Below are 2336 nucleotides of genomic sequence, written 5' to 3'. Positions count from 1 at the left end.
CGGCTGGGAGCTGGTGGTGCAGCAGCGGCACACTGCGGCGGGCGGGTGGGAAACGGATTTTGTGAGCAGCGCGCCAAATGGTGCCCCGCAGGCGCTGTACGATAGCGAAGGCGAACTGCGCTGGCAGGCCCCGAAAGCGACGCTGTGGGGCCAACGCACAGTTGCGAAAACGGAGAGCGCAGACCCGGAACTGGCGTTCGCCGGGCAGCTCCGTGACAGCGAAAGCGGCCTGTGCTATAACCGATTTCGGTACTACGACCCAGCCGGCGGCGGGTATATCTCACCGGACCCGATAGGGATAGCGGGGGGAGAGAGTAACTATGGGTATGTTCATAATCCTAAAACTTGGATCGACCCGCTGGGGCTAACGAGTTGTCAGCTATCATCCGCAATGGAAAAAAGTGGAGTTCCACGACCTGCGGATTCGGCAGCACATCATATTGTAGGGGAAACATCCAAAGCTGCTAAACCAGCCCGAGATATCTTGAATAAGCATGGCATTGATGTTAACGGCGCTGAAAATGGCGTGTTCTTACCGAATAAAAATAACAGTGATGGCTTGTCAGGAATATTGCATAACGGACGACATCCTGATGATTACTTAAGCGCTGTTAACCACCGGATTGAACAAGCGGATATTCTTGGCGGTAAACAGGAGGTAATCCGAGAACTAGGTCGAATTAGAGACATCCTTTCTTCTGCTCAAAGAAATGCAAGTTGGTACACTATACTATGATGAAAATATACCTTTTACGCTCAACTTCAAAAAATACCTGCTCATTCATTCAAGACTATCCGAATGGTGAAAGAAGTATCATTGGTCGCTCAATGATGAAATTATGGAAATCATTTGATGACGATTATAGTGAGATCAAATTAGAGCTGAGGAAAAATGACTTTGGTAAAAAAAATTACCAATTTGATTTTAGCAGCGCTCTCAATCCTTTTTTTATAATAAGCGAGTCGACGCTAGAAAAACTGAAAGATATTCTAGAACCAAGAGGGCAAATACTCCCAGTTATCACAGAGAGTAAAAAGAAAAAATTTTTCGGTTATTACCCAACCAATCCATTGTCAGGCTGCTTTGATAAAGAAAAATCTGTTTATCGTGTGGCTGAGCGAGGTTTGATTATCGAAAAACCCGTGTTAATTGCTTCAAGTATCATTGATGAATATCTGTTCTCAATTGAAGAGGACATTAGCCGAGTATTTGTGACAGATAACTTCAAACAACGAGTCGAAGAAGCGGGGCTCTCAGGCTTTGATTTCTCAGTTGAAATACCAACTTCTTGATTCGAATAGCTGGGAGGAACATTATATCCTCCCGGTTGAGTGTATCCTACTTAACCGAATGATTGCTGCTGTTGGATAAGCGCACTATAGCTGAATTAGCTTATATTATCACCGATTTCGGTGCTGAGACCTATATCTATAATACTGGTATTATCACATTAATAACTATCTCCTGCTTTTCCGACTAATATATTTAACTAGTGTCTTAACCCATTCCATTAATCACATGCTCCTAATCCGTGCGTACTCGCCATACGAATCAAGTGGTAGATAATCAATGATCTTAGCGAATAAAGCAGCCAGTTATGGTGCTGTACCGTCAGGACTAGCAAGGTTGCGTGACTGAAGCGTACGCTACCTAGCAGTTCCACCTCTACGACGAGCACAGCAACCTGCTGCGAGAGATTTCACCCCAGGTACCCGTCTACGCCTTTATCTATCTGGAATACACCGAACTTACCAGCACCTTCCGCTACAGCCGCACCGGTGAACTGAAGCAGGTGGTGCTGCCGGACGGCGCGGAGCTGACGATAAACCACGACGCCGCCGGGCGCGAGAGCGAACGTCGGGGCGTGCGCACGAATCGCGACAGCGAAGGGTATCGGCTGGACAAGACCAAGACCGGGCGGGTGCTGTCGGTCCTGACCGGCGGCGCGGGCAGGACGCCGACCGCCGAGACCGACTACCACTACACCCGCACCGGCCTGCCGCAGGAGAAAGGACGGCTGACCGAGTGGGAAGCAGGAAGGCTGGTACAGCGCGACGACACCTATTACACCTATGACCGGGCGGGGCGTCTGGTGCGCCGACAGGCGGTGAAACCGGGATTCCGGGCGCAGGTGTGGCACTACCGCTGGGACAGTCGCAACCAGCTGCGGGCGGTGGACACGCCGAGCGGAGAGACCTGGTACTACCGCTACGACCCGTTCGGGCGTCGGGTCAGCAAACGCTGCGCCGAGCGCGGCGAAGAGGTGCGCTACCTGTGGGACGGCGACCAGATAGCGGAAGTGCGGCACTATCATCAGGGGCAACAGACGTCGCGG

General features: G+C 50.8%; 2 protein-coding genes and 1 pseudogene. All 3 read left to right on the top strand.

Annotated features, from left to right (window positions below):
• A partial coding sequence (locus tag SB13_RS17520; protein WP_200873538.1) for an RHS repeat-associated core domain-containing protein occupies positions 1-736 on the top strand: 736 nt, incomplete at its 5' end.
• Entirely contained in the window at positions 733-1293 is a 561-nt protein-coding gene (locus SB13_RS16790; RefSeq protein ID WP_036151000.1) for a hypothetical protein, read from the top strand. The genes SB13_RS17520 and SB13_RS16790, both read left to right, overlap by 4 nt.
• A gap of 455 nt (positions 1294-1748) precedes the next feature.
• Positions 1749-2336, top strand: a pseudogene (locus SB13_RS17655) (RHS repeat-associated core domain-containing protein); the annotation flags it as partial.

The sequence above is a fragment of the Lonsdalea quercina subsp. quercina genome (genome assembly GCF_000688695.1).
Lineage (GTDB): Bacteria > Pseudomonadota > Gammaproteobacteria > Enterobacterales > Enterobacteriaceae > Lonsdalea > Lonsdalea quercina_D.
Note: the sequence above shows the minus strand (reverse complement) of the source record. Positions and strands in the feature narration are given on the sequence as shown.